We start from the raw sequence: 19,227 nt of genomic DNA on the forward strand, positions 1-19,227 counted from the left end.
GGTACCCGCTGCCACGCTTGAGGGCGAAACAGTGTATCGGGAGCGTGTGTTGCCGCCTGCAGTGCTTTCCTGGCCATCAGTCGCGAGAACGCGGCGCGCCCATGCGCTATCGATCGAGCTGACCAGCTCCGCATCCGGTCAGCGGCGTGGCTGACGAACCTGCACACAGAATTTCTGACAGTCCCGGCGGATCAACGATTGCCGGACCCAGCCCCGGATTCGACCTTACAGAGCGCGCATCCCCTGCCGGTGCGGCGCTCTCGTACCCGCAGCCCGATGCACATGAACGCCTTCCAGCACCGGGCCAATCCAGAGGATCACGCGCACGGCGTCGACGCAATCGTCAACGCATGCATGGTAACGCCTGCCCTGTCGTCGTGCCGGCGGCACGAAGCAGCTCGGCCTTGCATGCGCATGTAGTGAAGATAAAACAACAGTGCAAGCTGTCCCCCTCAATGCGGACGAACTCAGTAGTATTATTACAGGCACCTCGCTCGACCGGTGGCTATCGCCCGTACGAACGTTGGCCCTCTATAACAATCACAGGGAGACACGATGTACCCAACAAGTAGTTTGATTTCACGTTTTGGCCTGGCGCTGGCCTGCGCGAGCCTTTTCGCGGGTTGCGGCGGCAGCGGCGACGAGGCGGCGGATACGCCGCAGGCAGCTGCGGCACCCGTGCGCATGGCCGCCGCCACGCAGCGGGCCAGCGCCGCGGCGCCGGTCGCGCCCGGCAGCATCCGCATGCATTTCCACCGCATCCAGGGCGACGAAGCCCAGTGGGGCGTGTACTCCTGGGACGGTCCGCAAACCCCCAGCCCGGCCTGGATCTCGGGCCGCTTCATGTTCGCGCAGCGCGACGCTTTCGGCGCGTATGTCGACATTCCGCTCGCCGCCGGCAAGACGGCCATCTCGTTCCTCGTCACGGACGGCAACGGCACCAAGAACTGTAGCGCCGACCAGCAGGCCGCCCTGCGTCCGGACGTGATGACCGCCGGCCAGGAAGTCTGGCTGCTCGAAGGCGACTGCACCGTGCACGCCGAGCAGCCGGCCCTCACCTACGGCAACCTGGGCAGCGCCAAGGCGCACTGGCTGTCGGGCACCACGCTGGCCTGGCCCGGCGCACCGGCCAACGCCACCTACCGCCTGTACTACGCGCTCAATGGCGGCATGACGGCCAGCCCGAGCGCCAGCACGGGCCTGGCCGGCGCGGACGGCAGCCTGCCCCTCGAGGCGGCCGCGCTGCCGGAAGGCATCCGGCAGAAATTCCCCCACCTGGCCGGCGCCACCGGCCTGCGCCTGGCCGGCACCGGCGGCGGTGACGTGGCCCGCTTCGACAGCGCCCGGCTGGCCAGCGCGCAGTTCGCCATCGCGCAGATCGGCGCGGACGGCAGCCTGGTGCAGGTAACGTCGCTGCAGCAGGCCGGCATGCTCGACGACCTGTTCGCCACGCGCGCCAGCGCCGCGCAACTGGGCCTCACGTTCGACCGCCAGGGCGTGCCCACCTTCCGCGTGTGGGCGCCCACGGCGAAGTCGGTGCGCCTCGACGTGTATGCCAGCGCCAGCGCCGCCACCGCGACGTCGGTGCCGATGACGCGCAACGCCGCCAGCGGCGTGTGGTCGTACACGGCGCCGAATGCCGCGTGGACCAACAGCGCCTACTACACGTACACGGTGCAGGTGCTGTCGCGCTGGGCGAACAACACGCTGGTCACGAACACGGTGACGGACCCGTATTCGCTCAGCGTGTCCGCCAACAGCACGCGCAGCTTCGTCGCCAACCTGGACAGCCCGCGCCTGAAGCCGGCCGGCTGGGACCACCATGCGATTCCCAAGCTCGACTCCCCCACCGACATCGCGCTGTACGAACTGCACATCCGCGATTTCTCCGCGACCGACAACACGGTGCCGGCGGCGCACCGCGGCAAGTACCTGGCATTCACGGACACGGAAGCGGCGCCGATGCGCCACCTGAAATCGTTGCAGAAAGCCGGCATGACGCACGTGCACCTGCTGCCCAGCTACGATTTCTCCAGCGTCGACGAAGCGGGCTGCGTGACGCCCGTGATTCCGGGCGGCGCCGCGGATGCGACCACGCAGCAGGCCGCGGTGGCCGCCACGCGCGACACCGACTGCTTCAACTGGGGCTACGACCCGGTGCACTACAACACGCCGGAAGGCAGCTACGCCACGGACGCAAAGGACGGCGCCGTGCGCGTGCGCGAGTTCCGGTCGATGGTACAGGCCCTGCACGAAGCCGGCCTGCGCGTGACGATGGACGTGGTGTACAACCACACGAGCCAGTCGCAGCAAGGCCCGCTGTCGGTGCTGGACCGCATCGTGCCCGCCTACTACTACCGGCTGGGCGCGGAAGGCAATATCCTGAACGACAGCTGCTGCGCCGACACGGCGCAGGAAAACGCCATGATGGCCAAGCTGATGACCGACTCGCTGGCGCTGTGGACGAAGCAGTACAGGATCGACAGCTTCCGCTTCGACATCATGGGCTTCACGCCGCTGGCGCTGATGAAGCGCCTGCAGGTGGCGGCCGACACGGCGGCGGGCCGCCCGATCTACCTGTATGGCGAGGCATGGAACTTCGGCGCCGTGGGCAACGATGCGCGCTTCGTGCAGGCGCGCCAGGCGAACATGTTCGGCACCGGCATCGGCTCGTTCAACGACCGCATCCGCGACACCGTGCGGGGCGGCGGCTGCTGCGACACGGGCAGCGCGCTGGTGACCCAGCAGGGCTTCATCAACGGCGTGTGGCTCGACCCGAACGCCGAGTCCACGCAAACGCGCGACGATGCGCTGCGCCTGGCCGACCTGGCGCGCGTGGCCCTCTCCGGCACGCTGCGCGACTACCGCTTCACGGACCGCTTCGGCAATGTGCGCAGCAACGCCGAGATCGACTACTTCGGCCAGCAGGCGGGGTTCGCCGCCAGTCCGGCGGAAACGATCAACTACGTGGAAGCGCACGACAACCAGACGCTGTTCGACGTGAACGCGCTGAAGCTGCCGCAGGCCACGCCGCTGGCCGACCGGGTGCGCGTGCAGACGCTGGGCGCGGCCATCAACATCCTGTCGCAGGGCGTGCCGTTCTTCCATGCGGGCCAGGAAATCCTGCGCTCCAAGTCGCTGGACCGCGACAGCTACAACGCCGGCGACTGGTTCAACCGTCTCGACTACGGCTATGCGACGAACAACTTCGGCGTGGGCCTGCCGGTGGCGGACGTGAACGAAGGCAGCTGGCCGGTCATGGCGCCGGTGCTGGCCAATCCGCTCATCGCGCCGGATACGCGGGCGATCCTGGCCGCCAAGGCCGGCTTCGAGGAATTGCTGGCGATCCGCCAGGACAGCACGCTGTTCCGCCTGCGCACGGCACAGGACGTGATCGATCGCCTGAAGTTCCATAACACGGGGCCGAACCAGGTGCCGGGCGTGGTGGCGATGAGCATCTCGGGCACGGAACCGACGAAGTACCCGGGTGCGCAGTACAAGCAGGTGGTCGTGGTCATCAACGTGGGCAAGGCGGCCAGCAACGTCGCCATTCCCGAGCTGAAAGGCCGCAGGCTGCAGCTGCACCGCATCCAGCGCACCGGCAGCGACGCGGTGGTGAAGTCTTCCGCTTATGCGCCGGACACGGGCAGCTTCACGATCCCGGCACGCACCACGGCCGTGTTCGTGCAGCACGCGAACGACTAAGCGGCGCCATCCCCCGCCGGCGCGGGCCGGCGGGCGCCGAGATGGTCCCACACGGCCAGCAAGCCGCGCGTGCGCACGAGCTCCCGCGCGGCGTCGGACGGGCTGGCCGGGCAGGCGGCCCACTGGAAATGCGCCAGGTCCGGCCGCTTCCAGTCGCCGCCCCAGTTGCAGGCGTGCCGCTTGAAAATGGCGGCGACCTCGTGGAACCACGCCTCCCCTTCCGGCGGCGCCCAGAATCCCTTGCGGTGAACGATATCCACGGCCAGCCCGTAGCCATGCCAGCTGTGCAGGTTGGTGGGGGCGTTCGTGACGGGCTCCTCCGGCGGCCTGACCGTGCGGCCGCGCTGGTAATACAGCGCCTGCAAGGCCGGCGACCGGTAGCCCTCGTACAGGATCGCATCGAGCGATGTCTCCTTTGCGTTGCACTCGTCCAGCGCCGCGCGCACGGCCTGCGCGAACGCGGGTGCCAGGCGGGCCATGTCCCGGTCGACCATCAGTGCCGAATGGCTGGAACCTGCGCTCATAGCGGTATCTCCCTGTCGTTGGCAAAACCCTCGCGCCACGCGTGCGGGACGAAGGCCGTCGCCGCCGGCGCGGGGAACGCCGGCGCTTCCGGCACTCCCCCACCCTGTGAGGCTGGTGCAGGCGGCGCAGCCTGGGCCGGAGGCGGCGCCGGTACTGGCAGCGGTGGCCGCGCGCTCTTGCGGTCTTCGCTGCCTTCCTCGGGCGACTTCTCGTGCGGCTTCACGGTGGAACGGATCACCATGAACTTGTTCAGCACATCGAACCAGAACGGCGCGCCGAGCATCACGCCGATCGCGGTGATCAGCCAGCCGGCGGCGATCCGCGCATAGCTGGGGTGTTCCCGGCTGCCCGTGCATGCCGACGCGCGGACGCTCTGGCAGAACTGGACCGGGCGCATCCCTTCGAAAAATCCCATGCCGGCCAGGTGCACCCATCCCATCGGCATGCCGATCTCGCGCAGCAGCTCGCGTGCCTTCTCCGCGGCCTGCAGGGCCGACGCATCGGGCGCCAGGGCCGCCGGCGCGCCGGTACCGGCGTTCGGCATCATCCGGTCGACCGATTCGGGCAGCTTGCCGGCGGCCGTCACCACCGCTGCCCGGAGCGCCTTGTCGTTGGTCAGCCGCTCCATCACATACAGCGCATCGACGTTGAGCGCCACGGCGGCGGCCAGCCCGAGCCCGAACAATATCGCCTGGGTGCGCCGCTTGTACCAGCCCGCGGCACGGTCCATCGAACCGTCGAACCAGCGCTGCAGATTGACCACCAGCTGGTTCAGGTCCCCTTTCGCATGATCGATGGCGCTCAGCACGACACGGCGCAGGATCGGCGAGCCGAGCGCGGCAGCCCGCTCGCGCAGCAAGCCGATCGTTACCGCGTCGCTTGCGGTGTGCTCGGCATCCGTTCCGGCGGGGCCACGGCCCACGATGTCGATGAGCGCCTTGGCGAACAGTTCGGACGGGATGTAGGACGGCAGATGGCGGCGGCCGGCAAACGGCATATTGCGCGCGGCGGCATCGCTCGTGGCCACGCTTCCTGCCGGTCCGCCGCCCTGACTGCCGGCGCCGAGCGCTGCCGGATCGTAGCTGCCCTGGTAGAGCGACGAGATCAGCGGGTGGCCGTAGAAATAGGCGGCGATATGGCCGTCCTTGTCGTCGAGCAGCGTGCGCACCGCCCGCTCGAGGTCCATGGCCCGCCATTTCAGGAAACCTTCGATGTATTCCCGGATGCCCGTGCAGACCAGCGACATCATGAGGAACAGGAAGGCCATGCCGATGGCGACTTCCAGGGTTTCGGAATTGAACATGGCGAACTCCCGGCCGCCCGGCGGGCAGCGAACCTTCCACCAGACTAGGGGAATTTACACGGTGGCGAAATGACTATTTGCGAAATCCCAACATACAGGCGCGAATATACAGGCCGGGCTCTGCTGCAGCCTTCAAAAGAGCCAGACGGTTGACTTGCCTCAAAGCGAGTCAACCCGGTGGGGCAACGCTCTCGGCCCGCGCCCGTGCGAACGGGACCGCGTCCGGCGCGATCATGGATCTGCAACTGCACCGCCTTGCGGCGGCGTGCTGCGTGGCGCCGGGCGATGCCGGCTTCGGGGCGTTCTACTTCCTGGTCGCAGGTGTCGCGTTGACCTTGCGGGGGATCCGGCGCGCGGCGTAGAAGCGTCAGCGCATTGCCGCGACCAGCACCTCGCGGTCGGCGGCGAGCCGGTCGCCGTCGAGGAATGCCGTGGCCTGCAGGGGAAAGAACTGCAGCGATGTGATACCCACGCAGCCGAAGGCGGCGACGAGGTAGGGAATCAGGAAGTCGGGCTGCTTCGCGTGCTCGCCATGGAACACGCCGCCCGAGGCGATGCCGATGTAGACCGGCTTGTCCGCCAGCAGGCCGCCCTTCTCGCCCGTCGCCGTCACGCCCATCGTCCGCCCCATGCGCAGGATCTGGTCGATCCAGGCCTTGAATACGGACGGTATCGTGAAATTGTTCATCGGCGTGCCGATGACCAGGGCGTCGGCCCGTTCGATTTCACCGATCAGTTGTTCCGACAGGTGCGTGGCGGTCGCCGCCTCGCCGGACGACAGTGCCGCGGGCGACGACAGCGCGGTGGCGTAGGCGGAAGCCGCATGCGGCACGGGCTCGCGGCCGAGGTCGCGCCGCGTGACGGCGGCGCCGGGATGCCGCGTCAACAGTCGAGCCAGCAGCGCGGCGGACAGGTCGCGGCTGTGCGAGGCGTCCCGCGGGCTGCAATCGATGTGCAGGATATGCTTCATTGCCGCATCCCGATGGCCAGCCGGTTGAAAGCGCTCATCAGCGCGATGGCGAAGGTCAGGTCCGAAATCTCCGCATCGCTGAAATGCTCCTTCAGCGGCTCGTAATCCTCGTCCGGCGCGTGCGTGCGGTCCACGTGCGTCAGCGATTCGGTCCAGGCCAGCGCTGCGCGTTCGCGCGCCGTGAAATGCTCGCCCACGCGCCATCCGGCCAGGCTGTCCAGCTTGCCTTCTGGCACGCCGCCTGCCCGCAGGGCCTTCGCATGCATCTCGAGGCAGAACGCGCAGCCGTTGATCTGCGACATGCGCAGCCAGGCCAGTTCGATCAGCTCCTTGCCGAGGCTGCTTTTTTCCAGCGCCAGCTTCGTCGCGCCGAGCCCCCGGTACGCTTCGGGAGAAAGGGTGTTGTAGGGCAATCGTTTCGGGGTACTCATGGCTTCTCATTCTCTGGTTGATGTGAAGCCGGTAATTTAAGACAATGATGACCCAGGCGACAGGGCCAAGAATTCAATGAATGACCAGGACATTAGCGGCTTGAATCTCGATCCGCTGCAGTGGGCGCCCAGCCGGGACCCGGGCACGCCGATCTACCTGCAGCTGTACCAGCGCTTTCGCGAAGCGATCGCCACGGGCAGGCTCGTCCCCGGGCAGCGCGTGCCGTCGGTGCGCAGTCTCGCCAGTGCATTGAACGTGGCCCGGGGCACGGTTGAAATGGCCTACCAGATGCTGGCAAGCGAAGGGTATTTCGTCGCCCGTGGCGCCGCGGGAACGGTCGTCGCGCCCGGGCTGGCCAACGTGCCCGAACCGGGCCAGGCAGCCCGTCCCCGCCAGCCGCGAGACGAATCGCCCGGCCAGCTGGACGGCCTCCTGCCCTTCCAGCTCGGCGTGCCGGCCCTCGATGCCTTTCCCCGCAAGGCCTGGGCACGCGTTGCCGGGCGCACGCTGCGCACGGTGGAGACAGTGGCCATGGCCTACCCGCATCCGGCCGGGCATGAACCGCTGCGGCGCGCCATCGCCAGCTATCTCGGCATCTCGCGCGGCATCGCCTGCACCCACGAGCAGGTGTTCGTCACCGCGGGATACCGGGGCGCGCTCGACCTCGTGTGCCGCACGCTGCTGCGGCCCGGCGATACGGGATGGTACGAGGATCCGGGCTATATCCTGGCCCGCCAGTACCTCGACCATGCGGGCATGTGCCTGATACCGGTGCCGGTCGACAATGAGGGCCTGGACGTGACAGCGGGCGTGCGCCATGCCGCCGATGCCCGCTTCGCCGTCGTCACCCCCACGCACCAGAGCCCGATGGGGGTCGCATTGTCGCTGCCACGGCGGCTGGCGCTGCTGGACTGGGCGCGCAGCCGCGGTGCGTGGATCGTGGAGGACGACTACGACAGCGAATTCCGCTACCACGGCCGGCCCCTGCCGGCGCTGAAGAGCCTCGATACGGATGGGCGCGTGCTGTACACCGGGACGTTCAGCAAGGTGCTGTTCCCCGGCCTGCGGCTGGCCTATCTCGTGGTGCCGCCGTCGCAGGTCGAGCGCTTCGATGCGGCGGCCGGCCTGCTGCCCGGCGCGGGATCCATCGTGCCGCAGGCCATGGTCACGGCCTTCATGGAACAAGGCCATTTTTCGCGCCACCTGCGCAAGATGCGCGCGCTGTATGCGGCACGGCGTGGCTACCTGGTGGATGCGCTGTCGCAGGCACTGGGCGATCACCTGCACGTGCAGGCGCAGGCCGGCGGCATCCATGTGCTGGCGCACCTTCGCGCCGGCCAGGACGACCGGCGCCTGGCCAGGGCAGCCGGGGCCGCCGGCCTGGCCGTGAACGCGCTGGGCGACTGGCGCATGGGTGAAGCACAGGGCGGGGGCCTGCTGATGGGATTCGCCAATTTCGCGACGGCAACCGATGCGACGGGTGCCGTACAACGGCTGGCGGCCGTCGTGCGCGGCGTGCTTTAATGCTTCGGCTTATTAATGCTGCGGCTTATTAATGCTGCGGCTTATTCCAGGCGCTTGAGCCGCTGGCCGTGAATGCCCCAGCGGCAATCGACGCCGTCGACGTTGCCGCACAGGGCCCAGCCGGTGCCGATTTTCTCGACCGTGACACGGCCGCCGATCTCGCTGGCGAGTTTTTCCGCCCACATGCTGGCGGCTCCCTGGCCCTTGAACAGTTCCTTGCCGTCGTAGATCACGGTGGCGTCGAAGACGGGCATGGCGAAAACGGTCATTGCTTCCCCTGGTATGGCGTGTCGAGAACGCCATCCTATCATTTCGCGCATCGCATCCTGGAGATCGCCCGTGCCGGCCGCCGAACAGTGCTCCCATTGCGACCATTCGTTGCAACAAATATACTGACGGCAACGACCGCATGCCGGTCTTCTGTCCGGGTGCCCCTTGAGTCTGCTTCAAAACGTCATGCTGTTGATCCTGCTGGTGCTTGCCGCGGGTTTCCTGTCCCTCACCGAGATCGCCTTTGCCGGCGCGCGCAAGATCAAGCTGAAACTGCTCGCCGAAGCGGGCGATGCGCGCGCGCTGAAAGTGATGGCGCTGCAGGAGCAGTCGGCGGACTTCTTCGCCGCCAGCCAGATCGGCCTGAACGCCATTTCGATCATGGGCGGCATCGTCGGCGAGGGCGCGCTGCGGCCGCATTTCATCGGCTGGATCTCCACGTTCTATACCGGTCCCGCGCTCGACAACATCGGCTTCGCCGTGTCGTTCCTCACCGTCACGTTCATGTTCATCCTGTTCGCCGACCTGATGCCCAAGCGCCTGGCCATGCGGGCGCCGGAGCGCATCGCGGTGATGCTGATCGCCCCCATCTCCCTCTTCATCCGCATCTGCAAGCCGCTGTCCTGGCTGATCAACTCGGCCGCCAACGTGATCTTCCGCATCTTCAAGATCGACATGACGCGCGAGGACAGCATCACCTTCGACGAGATTTCCGCCGCCGTGGAAGCCGGGGCGCAAGCCGGCGTGCTGCAGAAGCAGGAGCAGCATTTCATCGAGAACGTGTTCCAGCTCGAATCCCGGTCGGTCGCCTCGGCGATGACCACGCGCGACAATGTCGTGTACTTCAAGCTGAATGAAACCGAGGACAGCATCCGCGAGAAGGTCGCCAGCCATTCGAAGTTTCCCGTGTGCGACGGCACGATCGACCGCGTCATCGGCTATGTCGACACGCGCGACATCCTCGTGCGCCTGCTGCACAAGCAGGCGCCGGTGCAGTTGAACGAACTGACGATCCGCACCGTGCCGATCATTCCGGACACGCTCACGCTGTCCGAACTGCTCGACCGGTTCCGCGCCAGCAAGGAAACCTTCGCGGTCGTGATCAACGAATATGCGCTGGTCATGGGCGTCATCACGCTCAGCGACATCATGCTGACCGTGATGGGCAGCTGGGGCAACACGCTGGAAGAGGACAAGCAGATCATCCAGCGCGACGACGGTTCGTGGCTGATCGACGGCAGCACGCCCGTGGAGGACGTGAAGCGCACGCTGGGCCTCGATACGCTGCCCGAGGAAGAGAACTATGAAACCGCCGCCGGCTTCATGATGTTCATGCTGCGCAAGGTGCCCAAGAAAACGGACAGCGTGGAATACCAGGGCGTGAAATTCGAGGTGCTCGACGTCGACCATTACCGGATCGACCAGTTGCTCGTCAAGCACCTCGTGCCGAAGAACGCCCCATGAGCCAGTCCCGGCGCGCCAGCTGCCGCCCGGCCGGCGCCTGCGGCATCAGCGGCGGCCGCGCGGTGCCGCCGATGCCGGCGGCGCTGGCACGAGCACGCGCCACGCCAGCACGCAGGCGGTGAGGCACAGCGCCAGTCCCAGCAAGCACAATCCCACGACCAGCGCGCCGCGCAGCAGCGGCCGCGCCATCAATGGCGCGAAGTCGAGGCTGTGCAGGCCGTTGTACAGCACGCGCTGCCACGGCGTGGTGGCATCGGCACGGAGCAGCAAACGGGCCGACGCGGGATCGGCATACAGCGTCACGCCATCGGCCCAGCGCGCCCGCCATACGGGCAGCGGCCGTCCGGATGTGCCGGCCGGTCCAGCCGCCTCGCGCACGTAATAGAGCTCGTCGTAACGTGACAGCCGCTCCAGCACGGGCGGCCTGGCCTCGTCCGGACGCATCGCACGCAGGGCGGCGATCACCGATTCGTCCGGCAGCGAGCGCAGCACGATGTCATCGGCGCGATCAGCCGCCACCAGCACCTGGTCCGCCGGCCCGGCCGGGCCGCGCACGCGGTACCACGCCCGGCCCTGCAGCCGCACCAGGTCGATCTCGCGCGCCGCCGGCATCGCCGACCGCGCCAGGGCCAGCGCCGGATTCACCACTACCATCGCCTCATCCCCGGTCCAGGCGGTGCGCTCCTGCGGCATGGCGCCGCGCGGCGAGAACACGCCGAACGGATTCATCGAGAGCAGGCCGGAGAGCATCCATGTCATGCTGATCACGCTGGCTGCCAGGCCCAGGATATGGTGCCAGCGCATCCAGGGCTTGCGGTAGGGGATCCAGCGACTGCGGTTCAGGTACAACTGCCAGATGCCCAGCGCCACGCCGCTCGCGGCCAGCACCACGCCGGGCAGCGACAGCCACACCACCACGTTGTGCCACAGCGCCGGCCAGCGCCGCAGTTGCGTGAAATACAGCCAGTGCGGTACCGCGCCCACCCAGTTCCACGCCCGCTCGGCACGGCGGGTATCCAGCACCGCTTCGGCAGCACCCGGCGAAACGTAGAGCTCGAGCCCGTCGGCGCCATCCATCGCAACGCGCACCAGCGGGCGATGCGCGTCGAAACCCTGGGCGACGGTCCACTGATCGCGCTCCAGCCGTTCCACGCGCAGGGCGCGGCGGCCGCTGAAACGTTCCGCGACGGCCGCCGCCCCGGCGTCCGTCAACGGTATCAACTGCGCGCCGCTGGCCGCATCGACGGTGATCCACCGTTTGTCGCCGCGCAGCATGCGCCAGACGGGAACCCCGCCATGCATGCCGAGCCGCGCCTCCGACAACGCCACGCCGGCACGCGCCGCCGCATCCTGCGCCGTGAGGCAACAGTCGCCTTCGATCCGCAGCGGCGGCAGGCCGGCCAGCCGTTCGCCTGCCGATAACGCGGGATACGGCACGTAGTACATCACGATGCCGGTGGCGAACCACATCAGGAACAGCAGTGCCAGGCCGACGCCGAGCCATTTGTGCAGGAAGATCAGCGCCTTCTTCATGTCCGTCAGAAGCTGGTGCGCGCCGTCAGCTGCACGGTACGGGGAGCGCCCAGCAGCCAGCGCACGCCGCCGCTGCCGGACAAGGCGTGGTCGCGGTCGGCCAGGTTCTTCACGGCCAGTGTCAGCGACAGCGCCCGGGACTGGCGCCAGGCCAGCGCGGCATCCAGCACCGTGTAGGCCGGCAGGTTCGCGGTGTTCGCCGCGTTCGACTGGCGCATTCCCACGTAGCGTGCGCCCAGGCCGGCATCCCATTGCGGCAGGAAGCGGTAGCGCGTCCACAGGCTGGCGATGCGTTCCGGCACGCCGGCCGGCGTGTTGCCGTCGCGGGACACCGGCCGGCCGCCGACGATCTCGTTGAAGTCGTCGTAGCGGGCGCGCAGCACGGCGGCGTTGGCGTCGATGGTCCAGCCACGCAGCGGTTCGGCGGCAAACGCCACTTCGAGGCCGGTCGAGGATTGCTGGCCGATCTGCTGGGCCACGCCCGGATTGTCCGGATCGCGCGACAGCAGGTTGCGCTTCTCGATCCGGTAGGCGGCGATGGTCCATTCGCCGTTCACGGCCGGCACGCCGCCCTTGGCGCCGAATTCCAGCTGGCGCCCGCGCGTCAGGTCGAAGCTCACCGAGCCGTTCGGCAGCGACAGCGCCCCGCTCAGCGGATCGGTGGCCGTGCCGAACTGGCCGTACAGCGACAATTGCGCGGTCGGCATCCACACGGCACCGATCCGCCCCGTGACAGGGGAATAATCCTTGCCCAGCGCGACCCGGGTGCGCAGGTCTTCGTTGTCGAAGTCCATGGCGTCGCGGCGGACGCCGGCCACCAGTTTCCAGTGTTCCGCGATGTCCAGCACGTTCTCGGCGAAGAACGCGCGGGTATGCATTGCCGCGCGGCGGCCGGGAACGGTCGCAACGGGACTGGTGAACGATCCCGGTTCGACGTCATACGGGTCGACGACGCTGGCGCCGCCGTAGGGGGAATTGTTGCTGTGGACGAGGCGCGTGCGGTACCACTCGAAGCCGGCCACCAGCCGGTTGGCCCGGCCGGCGATACGGCCGTCGATGGTCGCGTCGAAGCGGTTGCCCAGCTGATCCTGGTCGTGCAGGATCTCCAGGTAGTCGCCGCGGTTGACGCGCGTGCCGGTGGCATCGAGGGTATAGCTCTCCGCATTGCGCCAGTGGCGCTTGCTCGTCATGTAATAGCTTTCGTTGCGCAGCCGGAGGCCCGGCGCGGCCTGGTATTCCAGGCGCAGGCGGCCAACGCGGTCGTCGTAGCGTACTAGCGCGTCGGCGACGTTGAAGCTGGTGCGGCGCAGGCTCGGGTCCACCTGCCCGTTGCGCAGCGGCGTGCCGAAGTAGCGCGCGTCGTCGTTGTGGCCGGCATCGAGCGAAACGGTCGCGGTCAGGCCGCCGTCGATGCGCCAGGCCAGCGCGGCGGAAACGTTCTGTCGTTCGTAGCCGTTGTCGCGCCGGTAGCCGTTGCTCTTTTCCGCATCCATGTACACCGAATAGGCGACGCTGTCGCTGGCCGGGCCGCTGATGCCGATGCCGCCAGCGAACGTGTCGAATGAGCCTACGCCGAGGAATGCCTCGCCGCGGGTGCGATCGAAGCGCGGCTTCTTCGTCACGTAGTTGACGGCCGCGCCGATCGCGCCGTCGCCATACAGCACCGATGCCGCCCCGCGCAGCACTTCCACCGATGCGAGCGGCCAGGTGGAGAACGGATAAGTGACCGTGCCGGCAGCCACCACGAGGCGCGTGCCGTCCACCAGCTGCGCCACCGAGTTGTGGCCGCCGAAGCCGCGCGCGGACAGGCTGGTGCCGCCATTGCCCGGCGCGGGCGACTCGCCGATGCCCGGCATGCGCACGGCGGCGTCCTGGGCACGCGAGAGGCTGCGTTCCGCAATGTCGGCACTGCCCAGCGAGCTCACGCTGGCCGGTGTTTCGCGCGCGGTCAATCCGAGCCGGGAGCCCGTGCCGTTGCGCTCGTCCAGCGACAGGGTACCGCCCTGCTCCAGACGCGCTTCGGAAATCTCCACGGTGGCAAGCATTTGCTCCTGCGCCGCGCTGTCGGCACCGAGGGCGAGCGCGAGGGAACCGGCGGCCCAGGCGGCCCGTTGCCTGTGGGTCTTTGATGTGTTGCGATGCATCGTTGTCCTTCGTGTGGTGGCCGGCGCCTGTCCATGCCGGCTGCACGCACGCGCGCGGCCGCGTGCAGCACGATGCGCTGCACGCGGCGTACGCCAGGCAATGGCCAGCCAATTGAAAAACAGGAACGCCATCGGGCAAGACCACACCCCGGGTCTTGCGCCATTTTGCAAACGGCCGGTCTTCTGGCTTGCCGTCGTCCTCCCCGGTCCCTGCCTTCCCGCGCTGGTATTCCCAGATGCAGTGGCGTTGGACCGGTTCGTCAGGCTTACAGCAGCGGGGGCTGCGCCGGAATGGCGGGGATGGCTATCCCGCGCTTCACCGGCTTCCCGTTTCACCCCGCCATCGGTCGATGGCGGGACACCGTTTACGCAAGCGGCGGATTCTACAGGGGAGTGCCGGCGTTTGTCACTGGCCGGCTGGCGCGGCCGGCAGGCGCCATCCGCGGACCGGCCGCTGCCCGCCGCTCGCACCGGCGCATGCACCATGCGTATGGCGTCTATAACGAAACGTGACGGCGGGCCGGGAACCGATGCTGATAGAATCGCCACATGTCAAACATCCGGCAATGGAAGAGCTTGGTCACATGGCTGGCGGTCGCCGCCATGCTGGCCGCCGCATTGCTGCCTGCCGCGTCGCATGCGCTGGCCGCCGACAGCGCCGGGAGCCGCCTCGTGAACACCATGCTGGCCGGGATCTGCGCGCCGAGCGGCATGCGCTACGATGCCGCCGCTTTGGCCATCGAATTTTCCACGACCATGGCCGGCGAAGACGACAAGGCGCCCGGCAAGCAGGCCGGCCACATGGACGACTGCCCGTGGTGCCGCCTGGCAGCCGACTTGCCGGTGCTCCCCGGTGCCGGCCTGGCCATCGCGCCCGAAGCTGGCACGGCCCTGCTTCCTCCCCTGTTCTACCATTCGCCGGCACCGCTGTTCACCTGGGCGGCCGGCAAGCCCCGCGGCCCTCCCCTCCTCGCCTGACCAGCCCTGGCCGCACTGCGCGCGCCGTCCGCTGCCATACCTGCGATTCGACCTTCCGCCGCCCGGACATCGGGTGGCTGACGCTTGCCAATTGACGAGGAAACATCTTGACCATTCACTCTGCCGGGTACGACCGGCTCGCCGTCGCGCCGCGCGCGTTCCAGTGGTGATCCGATGGACACCGCCACCGGTTCCACCCTGTACCGGCGCATCTGGCGCTGGCATTTTTTCGCGGGCATCTTCTGCGTGCCCTTCATCCTGTCGCTGGCGCTCACGGGCGGCGCCTACCTGTTCCATGCGCAGATCGACGACATCGTCTATGCCAGGGAGATGCTGCGCGCGGAAGGCGCCGCGCCAGGCGAGCCGCTGCCGGCCAGCCGGCTGATCGGCCAGGCCCTGGGCGCGTTCCCGGGCCGGGCCACGGCGCTCACGTTGCCGGCCGACGCCCTGCACACCGCGCAGGTCGACGTGCAGCGCCCCGGCGCCGGCACGCTGCAGGTCTTCGTCGATCCGGTCACGGGCGACGTCACCGGCAGTGTGAACGAGGCCGACCGCGTGATGACCCTGGTGAAACGCATCCATTCGCTGTCGGTGCTGGGCGATGCCGGCAACGTGCTGATCGAAATCGTGGCCGGCTGGATCATCGTGCTCGTGGCCACCGGCACGTATCTGTGGTGGCCGCGCGGGCGCAGCGGCGGCGTCGTATCGATCCGGCGGGCGGCGAAGGGCCGCACATGGTGGCGCGACCTGCATGCCGTGACGGGCATCTTCGCCGGTGTGGTCGTGCTGTTCCTCGCGCTCACGGGCATGCCCTGGTCGATCGTCTGGGGCACGAATGTCAATGCGTGGCTGAGCGCGCGCGACCTGGGCGTGCCCAGCGGCGTGTGGGCCGGCATTCCGCGCTCGACACTGCCCGCCGCGGCGCTGGGCGAACTGCCATGGAGCCAGCAGGCGCAGCCCGTGCCGGCATCCGATCCGCACGCCGCACACCACGGCACGCCAGCTTCGTCGGCGATGGGCCATGCGCCCGTGTCCGCCCATGCGCGCGGCCCGGACAGCGTGGTGCAGACCCTGGCCCGCATCGGCGTGCGCGATGGCTATCGCCTCGCGCTGCCGCGCGACGCGCACGGCGTGTACAGCGCGATCCGCATGCCGGGCAAGATCGAAGAGCGGCGCGTGGTCCACGTGGACCAGTACTCGGGCGCGGTGCTGATGGACATCGGCGCGGCCCAGATCCGCCCCGTGGGGCGCATCACCGAGTGGGGCGTCGCCGTTCACCAGGGCCAGCAGTATGGCGCCGTCAACCTGGCCGTGATGCTGGCCGGCTGCCTGGCGCTGGTGGCCATGTGCGTCAGCGGCATCGCCGCCTGGTGGCTGCGCAGGCCAAAGGGCCGGCTGGCAGCGCCGCCGCGCCGCGAATCCGATCGCCTGGCCAAAGGCGTGCTGGCCATCGCCGCCGTCCTGGGCTGCATCTTCCCGCTGCTGGGCGCTTCCATGGTGGCGGTGCTGCTGCTCGACTGGCTGCTCCAGTCCCTTCGGGGTAGTCCACAACAAACAACAACATACTGAGATGAGCACCATGAAACAACCGAATTTCACCGCGTACCCCCTGATCGTGATGGCCGCCGGCCTGGCGGCACCGGCGACCGCACTGGCCGAGGACACGCCACAGCCGTTGCCGACGGTGACGATCACGGGCGAACTGGTCAGCAAGGTGGCCAGTGACGCCGCCCGTGCGCTCGCCGCGGAACAGGCCCGCACGCCGGGCGGCGTGACGCTCGTCGACACCGACACCCTGTACCAGCGCGCCGTCACGAACAATGCCGACATGCTGCGTTTCGTGCCCGGCGTGTGGTCGGCCAGCGCCTCCGGCTCCGACAGCACCTTCATCTCGATCCGCGGTTCCAATCTCGATGCGGTCGACTACGACGGCAGCGGCGTCAAGCTGCTGCAGGACGGCTTGCCGGTAACGGCGGCCGACGGCAACAACCACAATCGCTTCGTCGATCCGCTGGGCGCCCGCCACATCGTGGTCGCGCGGGGCGCCAACGCGCTGGCCTATGGCGCCAGCACGCTGGGCGGCGCGATCGGGTACATCACGCCGACCGCGCGGGATTCCGCGCCGCTGGAACTGTTCGTCAATGCGGGCAGCCATGGCCAGCGCCAGGCGCGCGTCAGCGCGGGTGTCGTGCAGGGGGCATTCGACGGCATGGTCGGCATCGAGGCCAGGCGCCGCGACGGCTATCGCGCCCACAACCGCCAGGAACGCGACAGCGTGCACGCGAACGCCGGCTGGCGGGTGAACGACAGCGTCGACACGCGCCTCTATGTCAGCTACACGAGCAATGACGAGGAGCTGCCGGGCGCCCTCACGCGCGCCCAGTGGCTTGCCGATCCGGATGGCGCGGATCCGGCGGCCGTCGCCGGGCATTACCAATGGAATGTCGAGGCGGCCCGTATCGCCAGCAGGACGACATGGAAGATCGACGACAGCAGCAGCCTGGTCTTCGGCGTGTCGTACGAGGAGCAGGCGCTGTACCACCCGATCGTCCAGAACCCGTTCTTCAGCCTGCTGATCGACACGAAGCAGCGTAACGCGGGCGTGTCGCTGCGCTACCAGCACAAGATGGGAGAGCACGACCTCGTGGCCGGCGTCATGCAGGGCCGCACCACGGTCAAGGGTGGCAACTACGGCAACGACGGCGGCCGCCGCACCGCCCTGGCGACCCGCGTCGACAACAGCGCCGACAGCACCGAGCTGTTCGTGCTCGACCGCTGGAACTTCGCGCCGCACTGGACGGCCGTGGTTGGCGCGCAGGGCGTGCTGGCCGATCGCGACATCCGCAATACGGCCGTGGCGACCGGCAGCGTGCGCAATCCGAAGGCCGATTACCGGAGCCTCAATCCAAGGGTCGGCCTGATCCGCCAGGTGGCACCGGGCATCGAAGCGTTCGCCAACGCCAGCCGGCTGTACGAAGCGCCGACCACGTACCAGATGGAAGACCAGGTCAGCGGCAACGATACGCCGCTGGACGCGATGCACGGCGTTTCCGTGGAAGCCGGCACGCGTGGCGAGCATGCCGCCGGCGCCGGCCGCTGGTCCTGGGACGTGGCCGTGTATTACGCCAGGTTGCGCAACGAGATCCTGTCGGTGGACGATCCGGCGGCGCCGGGCACCAGCCTGTCGCAGAACGTCGACGATACCGTGCATGCCGGCGTCGAGGCGGCGCTGGGCGCGAGCTTCGCGCTGGGCCGGGGTGGCGCCCACCGCATCGAACCGCGGCTCAGCGTACTGCTGAATCGCTTCCGGTTCGACAGCGATGCCGGGTATGGCGACAACCGGCTGCCCGCCGCGCCGCGCCATGCGCTGCGCGGCGAACTGCTGTACCGCCACGCGGGCGGCCTGTATGCCGGCCCCACGTTCGATGTCATCGGCAAGCGCTACGCGGATTTCCGGAACACCTACGCGATCGATGACTACGCGCTGTGGGGCTTGCGCGCCGGGTATAGCGACAAGCGGATCGACGTCTACCTCGAGCTGCGCAACCTGGCCGACCGGGAATACATCGCCCGCCACGGTGTGCGCGCCTTTGCCGCCCCGAACGCGGCGATCCTGTCCGGCGGCGAGCCCCGCTCCGCCTACTTCGGGGCGCGCCTGCGGTTCTGATGCACAAGGACAAGCGCATCTGCCGCGTCCGCGTTTCCGCCCGCGGCTAGCGCACCGCCAGCGATTGCCGGCGCCGGTACACGCCGAGCACTGCCAGGCCGGCCAATGCCATCAGCAGGGCCGAAGGTTCCGGCACCGGCGATATGTCGGTGACGGTGGCCAGGCCGCTCGCCGTCACGGAGATCGTGCCCGGGATGCCGTTCACCTGCGGCGCCAGCGCGAACTCGACGAAGCTGCCGGCATCGCCGATATAGCCGGTCAGGTCGGCGTTATACAGCGTGGCGGCGAACAGCGAGGCGTCGATGTTCTCCGTGGTGGCGAACGCGCCGTCGAAACGGATATCGAAGCTGAACCACCCGCCGAGCTGCACGAATTGCGTCAGGTAGTTGCCGCCATGGCCGTTGCCCAGCACGACCGCGGCCGGTGTGGTGCCCGTGATACTGCCGACTGCCCCGGGCGAGGCATCGAACGGTGCGCCGAACGCGCCGTCGAAGTTGTCCAGGATGGCGCTGGCCGGCGTGGCGCCGGCGTTGGCCAGGAAGGTCAGGTCCAGCAGGCCCTGGCCGGCAAAGCCGCGGGTATCCAGCTTTACATGGAAGGTGGAGAGGTGATGACCGGGCAGCGCCAGGGCGGCCTGGCTGGCCAGTAGCGCCAGCGCGGCCAGGCACCAGGCCATGCGGTTTTTCAGGTTGTGCATCATGGGGTTTCCTCG

The 19,227-nt window shown here is 68.4% G+C and carries 15 protein-coding genes and 1 riboswitch; of the genes, 7 read left to right on the plus strand and 8 right to left on the minus strand.

Annotated elements, in window-relative coordinates:
* Positions 1–555: 555 nt before the first annotated feature.
* On the plus strand, positions 556–3,705 hold the full coding sequence (locus tag ACY65G_RS19820) for an alpha-1,6-glucosidase domain-containing protein (protein ID WP_464999014.1): 3,150 nt from the start codon (positions 556–558) through the stop codon (positions 3,703–3,705).
* On the opposite strand, the gene ACY65G_RS19825 is transcribed toward ACY65G_RS19820, so the two are convergent.
* Both ACY65G_RS19825 and ACY65G_RS19830 read right to left on the minus strand, forming a co-directional pair.
* Entirely contained in the window at positions 3,702–4,229 is a 528-nt protein-coding gene (locus tag ACY65G_RS19825) for a M15 family metallopeptidase (RefSeq protein ID WP_464999015.1), read from the minus strand. The two genes, ACY65G_RS19820 and ACY65G_RS19825, sit on opposite strands and share 4 nt — an antisense overlap.
* Positions 4,226–5,533, minus strand: a complete 1,308-nt coding sequence (locus ACY65G_RS19830) for a hypothetical protein (protein ID WP_464999016.1) — start codon at positions 5,531–5,533, stop codon at positions 4,226–4,228. Before ACY65G_RS19830 ends, ACY65G_RS19825 begins: the two co-directional genes overlap by 4 nt.
* 233 nt (positions 5,534–5,766) lie before the next feature.
* Here ACY65G_RS19830 and ACY65G_RS19835 point away from each other — a divergent pair, with 233 nt between their 5' ends.
* Positions 5,767–5,895, plus strand: a complete 129-nt coding sequence (locus ACY65G_RS19835; protein ID WP_464999017.1) for a hypothetical protein — start codon at positions 5,767–5,769, stop codon at positions 5,893–5,895.
* A 5-nt stretch (positions 5,896–5,900) separates the two neighbouring features.
* Here ACY65G_RS19835 and ACY65G_RS19840 read toward each other — a convergent pair whose 3' ends face one another.
* Together ACY65G_RS19840 and ACY65G_RS19845 are read right to left on the minus strand one after the other, a co-directional pair.
* Positions 5,901–6,503, minus strand: a complete 603-nt coding sequence (locus ACY65G_RS19840; RefSeq protein ID WP_464999018.1) for an FMN-dependent NADH-azoreductase — start codon at positions 6,501–6,503, stop codon at positions 5,901–5,903.
* Positions 6,500–6,934 (minus strand): carboxymuconolactone decarboxylase family protein, encoded by a 435-nt coding sequence (locus tag ACY65G_RS19845; RefSeq protein ID WP_464999019.1) that lies wholly within the window; start codon positions 6,932–6,934, stop codon positions 6,500–6,502. Before ACY65G_RS19845 ends, ACY65G_RS19840 begins: the two co-directional genes overlap by 4 nt.
* A gap of 76 nt (positions 6,935–7,010) precedes the next feature.
* On the opposite strand from ACY65G_RS19845, the gene pdxR reads away from it, so the two are divergent.
* The gene (pdxR, locus tag ACY65G_RS19850) at positions 7,011–8,459 is read left to right on the plus strand and encodes a MocR-like pyridoxine biosynthesis transcription factor PdxR (protein WP_464999020.1); all 1,449 of its coding nucleotides are present in this window, start codon (positions 7,011–7,013) and stop codon (positions 8,457–8,459) included.
* A 41-nt stretch (positions 8,460–8,500) separates the two neighbouring features.
* Here the strand turns inward: pdxR and ACY65G_RS19855 are convergent, their stop codons facing one another.
* Positions 8,501–8,728 carry a hypothetical protein gene (locus tag ACY65G_RS19855; protein WP_464999021.1) on the minus strand — a complete coding sequence of 76 codons (228 nt, stop codon included), beginning with the start codon at positions 8,726–8,728 and terminating at the stop codon, positions 8,501–8,503.
* A 166-nt stretch (positions 8,729–8,894) separates the two neighbouring features.
* Here ACY65G_RS19855 and paeA point away from each other — a divergent pair, with 166 nt between their 5' ends.
* Positions 8,895–10,193, plus strand: a complete 1,299-nt coding sequence (paeA, locus tag ACY65G_RS19860; RefSeq protein WP_464999022.1) for a polyamine export protein PaeA — start codon at positions 8,895–8,897, stop codon at positions 10,191–10,193.
* Between the two features lie 45 nt (positions 10,194–10,238).
* Here paeA and ACY65G_RS19865 read toward each other — a convergent pair whose 3' ends face one another.
* Entirely contained in the window at positions 10,239–11,726 is a 1,488-nt protein-coding gene (locus ACY65G_RS19865; RefSeq protein ID WP_464999023.1) for a PepSY domain-containing protein, read from the minus strand.
* Positions 11,727–11,731: 5 nt separating this feature from the next.
* Positions 11,732–13,870 (minus strand): TonB-dependent receptor, encoded by a 2,139-nt coding sequence (locus ACY65G_RS19870; RefSeq protein ID WP_464999024.1) that lies wholly within the window; start codon positions 13,868–13,870, stop codon positions 11,732–11,734.
* Between the two features lie 156 nt (positions 13,871–14,026).
* Positions 14,027–14,251, minus strand: a riboswitch (cobalamin riboswitch).
* A gap of 168 nt (positions 14,252–14,419) precedes the next feature.
* Here ACY65G_RS19870 and ACY65G_RS19875 point away from each other — a divergent pair.
* From ACY65G_RS19875 to ACY65G_RS19885, 3 genes are all read left to right on the plus strand, one after another.
* Positions 14,420–14,848: a DUF2946 family protein gene (locus tag ACY65G_RS19875; RefSeq protein WP_464999025.1), complete on the plus strand. Its 429-nt coding sequence runs from the start codon at positions 14,420–14,422 to the stop codon at positions 14,846–14,848.
* 174 nt (positions 14,849–15,022) lie between these two features.
* Positions 15,023–16,417, plus strand: a complete 1,395-nt coding sequence (locus ACY65G_RS19880; protein ID WP_464999026.1) for a PepSY-associated TM helix domain-containing protein — start codon at positions 15,023–15,025, stop codon at positions 16,415–16,417.
* Positions 16,418–16,427: 10 nt separating this feature from the next.
* The gene (locus ACY65G_RS19885) at positions 16,428–18,515 is read left to right on the plus strand and encodes a TonB-dependent receptor family protein (RefSeq protein WP_464999027.1); all 2,088 of its coding nucleotides are present in this window, start codon (positions 16,428–16,430) and stop codon (positions 18,513–18,515) included.
* A gap of 46 nt (positions 18,516–18,561) precedes the next feature.
* Here ACY65G_RS19885 and ACY65G_RS19890 read toward each other — a convergent pair whose 3' ends face one another.
* On the minus strand, positions 18,562–19,215 hold the full coding sequence (locus tag ACY65G_RS19890; protein ID WP_464999028.1) for an NF038129 family PEP-CTERM protein: 654 nt from the start codon (positions 19,213–19,215) through the stop codon (positions 18,562–18,564).
* Positions 19,216–19,227 lie beyond the last annotated feature (12 nt).

The sequence above is a fragment of the Pseudoduganella sp. jia 12 genome (assembly GCF_055502675.1).

What these genes read in the sequence shown, in the direction of transcription:
- ACY65G_RS19870 (WP_464999024.1), bottom strand. Translation starts at nt 13,870, where the DNA reads ATGCATCGCAACACATCAAAGACCCACAGGCAACGGGCCGCCTGGGCC.
- ACY65G_RS19865 (WP_464999023.1), bottom strand. Translation starts at nt 11,726, where the DNA reads ATGAAGAAGGCGCTGATCTTCCTGCACAAATGGCTCGGCGTCGGCCTG.
- ACY65G_RS19845 (WP_464999019.1), bottom strand. Translation starts at nt 6,934, where the DNA reads ATGAGTACCCCGAAACGATTGCCCTACAACACCCTTTCTCCCGAAGCG.
- ACY65G_RS19880 (WP_464999026.1), top strand. Translation starts at nt 15,023, where the DNA reads ATGGACACCGCCACCGGTTCCACCCTGTACCGGCGCATCTGGCGCTGG.
- ACY65G_RS19840 (WP_464999018.1), bottom strand. Translation starts at nt 6,503, where the DNA reads ATGAAGCATATCCTGCACATCGATTGCAGCCCGCGGGACGCCTCGCAC.
- ACY65G_RS19825 (WP_464999015.1), bottom strand. Translation starts at nt 4,229, where the DNA reads ATGAGCGCAGGTTCCAGCCATTCGGCACTGATGGTCGACCGGGACATG.
- ACY65G_RS19830 (WP_464999016.1), bottom strand. Translation starts at nt 5,533, where the DNA reads ATGTTCAATTCCGAAACCCTGGAAGTCGCCATCGGCATGGCCTTCCTG.
- ACY65G_RS19835 (WP_464999017.1), top strand. Translation starts at nt 5,767, where the DNA reads ATGGATCTGCAACTGCACCGCCTTGCGGCGGCGTGCTGCGTGGCGCCG.
- pdxR (WP_464999020.1), top strand. Translation starts at nt 7,011, where the DNA reads ATGAATGACCAGGACATTAGCGGCTTGAATCTCGATCCGCTGCAGTGG.
- ACY65G_RS19885 (WP_464999027.1), top strand. Translation starts at nt 16,428, where the DNA reads ATGAAACAACCGAATTTCACCGCGTACCCCCTGATCGTGATGGCCGCC.
- ACY65G_RS19875 (WP_464999025.1), top strand. Translation starts at nt 14,420, where the DNA reads ATGTCAAACATCCGGCAATGGAAGAGCTTGGTCACATGGCTGGCGGTC.
- ACY65G_RS19855 (WP_464999021.1), bottom strand. Translation starts at nt 8,728, where the DNA reads ATGACCGTTTTCGCCATGCCCGTCTTCGACGCCACCGTGATCTACGAC.
- ACY65G_RS19820 (WP_464999014.1), top strand. Translation starts at nt 556, where the DNA reads ATGTACCCAACAAGTAGTTTGATTTCACGTTTTGGCCTGGCGCTGGCC.
- ACY65G_RS19890 (WP_464999028.1), bottom strand. Translation starts at nt 19,215, where the DNA reads ATGATGCACAACCTGAAAAACCGCATGGCCTGGTGCCTGGCCGCGCTG.